The following is a 2,682-nucleotide window of genomic DNA, read 5'->3' on the forward strand; positions in this document are numbered from 1 at the left end:
CACCTGTTAGTAGGCCATCTGGAGTAGAGAAGCCTTTGATCTTCTTCTCGAACGCAGGGATTGCTTCACGAATCGCTTCGATTGCAAAGTCAGGCAGCGCTTTTGAAATATCTGTTAGGTGGATACCCGGTGTGAATGATGGTTGTACATCACCCAGAGCACTTGGATCACGACCTTTCAGGAAGTCGCCAATTTTCTGTGCTGGAGCATCGTAGTTCTCACCACCTAGTACAAACGCGCCACTTTCTAGTTCACGTTGTAAACGGATACCCGCTAGCGCGTCACCTGGGTAATCGCGTTCTGGATCGATACCAACAACGATTGCGCTGTTTGCGTTACGTTCTGCACGAGAGTATTGGCTCATGCCGTTTGTTACTACGCGGCCTTCTTCAGACGTTGCAGCAACCACAGTACCACCTGGGCACATACAGAAGCTATATACAGTGCGGCCATTCTTACAGTGGTGAACCAGTTTGTAGTCCGCCGCACCTAGAATTGGGTTGCCTGCGTTTTTACCGAAGCGAGCTTCATCAATCATTGATTGCTTATGTTCGATACGGAAACCAACAGAGAAAGGCTTCGCTTCCATGTAAACGCCACGGTCGTGTAGCATTTCGAACGTGTCACGAGCACTGTGGCCAACTGCTAGTACAACGTGGCGAGATTTAATCTCTTCACCATTAGAAAGCGTTAAGCCAGTGATTTGACCGTCTTCCATGTGAACGTCGTCTACGCGAGTGCTGAAGCGGATTTCGCCACCTAGCTCAATGATAGAAGCGCGCATCTTTTCGATCATGGTAACCAGCTTGAAGGTACCGATATGCGGTTTGCTTACGTATAGAATTTCTTCTGGTGCACCAGCTGCAACGAACTCTTCGATTACTTTACGGCCGTAGTGTTTTGGATCTTTTACTTGGCTGTATAGCTTACCGTCAGAGAATGTACCAGCGCCACCTTCACCAAACTGTACGTTTGATTCTGTGTTCAGAGTACGCTTACGCCAGAAACCAAAAGTATCTTTAGTACGTTCACGCACTTCTTTACCACGCTCAACGATGATTGGGTTGAAACCCATTTGAGCAAGTACTAGACCAGCGAATAGACCACAAGGGCCAAAGCCGATAACAACAGGGCGCTCAGTTTGATTCTCAACAGCTTTAGCGACAAACTTGTACTCCATGTCAGGAGTCACTTTTACGTGTGGGTCGCTGATAAAGGCTTCTAGTAGCTCAGCTTCGTTTTCAACGAGAACGTCCAGGGTGTAGATAAGCAGGATCTTTGATTTCTTACGAGCATCGTAGCCACGTTTAAAGATATTAAAAGAGATAACCTGATCTGAGTTGATGCCAAGCTTCGCTTCAATCGCTTCTTGAATGGCAGACTCTTCGTGGTCTAGTGGAAGTTTAATTTCGGTTAAACGTATCATTTCGATGTCTCGTTCTTATAGGTGTCTTAGCTAGACCGCTTCTAGTGAATGCAGAGTTTGGTGTAACACTGATGTTGGGAAGAAGCGATAAGCTCACAATGGCGCGCATTTTACGAGAAATTGATTTATCTGTCATACTAATTTGGAAACATGGAGCAAATAGACACGATATTAGAGCTGTATGATGTTGAATTTTGCTTTGGGATGAGTATTATCCCCATTCTTCAATTTTGACTAACATATAGAGCAGAGCATCATGGCATTTGTCGTAGGCGATAATTGTATTCAATGTAAATACACAGACTGTGTGGCCGTGTGCCCCGCAGATGCGTTCCATGAAGGCCCGAATTTCATGGTAATTAACCCGATCGAATGCATCGATTGTGGTTTATGTGTACCTGAATGTGATGCTCAAGCGATCTTCCAAGAAGACGAGCTGCCAGAAGATCAAAAAATCTTCATTGAAGTGAATGCAGAACTTGCTGAGATTTGGCCTGTACAAACAGAAGTAAAACCAGCAATGGATGATGCGGAAAAGTGGAATGGCGTGCCTGATAAGTTGGCAATGCTAGAGAAGTAATTCTGCTACTTGAAATACCCCCCCCCTTAAAAAGATCCCCGACTCAGTCGTCCCTCCTTCTCGAGGATGACGGCTGATATGAACTTATCACGAAACTGTATTTTCACGTCATTCCCTACTGCGAGGGACGAGCAAGATAGGGAATCTTGCTCTTTATATCCGTGAATTCTGGCTAGTCGTTTAACTTTGAATTGGTTAGCTATGTTGACGACGCATGTTGTCAAGAATGATACCCGTTGCCATTGCAACGTTCAGAGATTCAGCACCACCGAATGCTGGAATGGTAATCTTGTCTGTAACGAACTTCGCTGCGTGTTCACGGATGCCGTGAGATTCGCTGCCCATCAGCAAAATACCGTTCGCAGTAAAGTCAGTCTTATGAACGCTTTCGCCTTCCAAAAACGCCCCGTAAACGGGCAGATTCGCTTGCTCTAAGTAAGCTGGTAAATCCGTTTGGCTTACGTGTACTCGGCCAAAGCTACCCATCGTCGCACTGATGGTTTTAGGGTTGTATGGGTCAGCGCAATCGCTACTCGCTACGATATGTTTAATGCCATACCAGTCTGCTACACGAATGATAGTACCTAGGTTGCCCGGGTCAGATACGCCATCAAGCGCGATCATCAAACCTCTTGCTTCTGGCAATTCAATCTTTGGAATCTCAACCACAGCAATT

3 protein-coding genes are annotated in these 2,682 nt (G+C 45.9%); 1 reads left to right on the forward strand and 2 read right to left on the reverse strand.

Translation table 11 applies throughout. The features are described 5' to 3' along the window. The coding region (locus tag BCT81_RS25760) for an NAD(P)/FAD-dependent oxidoreductase (protein WP_102426305.1) at nucleotides 1-1,426 on the reverse strand (1,426 nt) is incomplete at its 3' end. Between the two features lie 256 nt (nucleotides 1,427-1,682). On the opposite strand from BCT81_RS25760, the gene fdxA reads away from it, so the two are divergent. After that, on the forward strand, nucleotides 1,683-2,006 hold the full coding sequence (fdxA, locus tag BCT81_RS25765) for a ferredoxin FdxA (RefSeq protein WP_004737806.1): 324 nt from the start codon (nucleotides 1,683-1,685) through the stop codon (nucleotides 2,004-2,006). A 195-nt stretch (nucleotides 2,007-2,201) separates the two neighbouring features. On the opposite strand, the gene BCT81_RS25770 is transcribed toward fdxA, so the two are convergent. Continuing rightward, nucleotides 2,202-2,682, reverse strand: a 481-nt coding sequence (locus BCT81_RS25770; RefSeq protein ID WP_133152729.1) for an RNA methyltransferase, incomplete at its 5' end; no start/stop codon positions are given.

It is taken from the genome of Vibrio sp. 10N.261.52.A1 (genome assembly GCF_002876325.1).
Taxonomy (GTDB): Bacteria; Pseudomonadota; Gammaproteobacteria; order Enterobacterales; family Vibrionaceae; genus Vibrio; species Vibrio chagasii.

Bases quoted from the DNA above. Each gene is read 5' to 3' on its own strand.
- fdxA (WP_004737806.1), top strand. From the start codon at position 1,683: ATGGCATTTGTCGTAGGCGATAATTGTATTCAATGTAAATACACAGAC.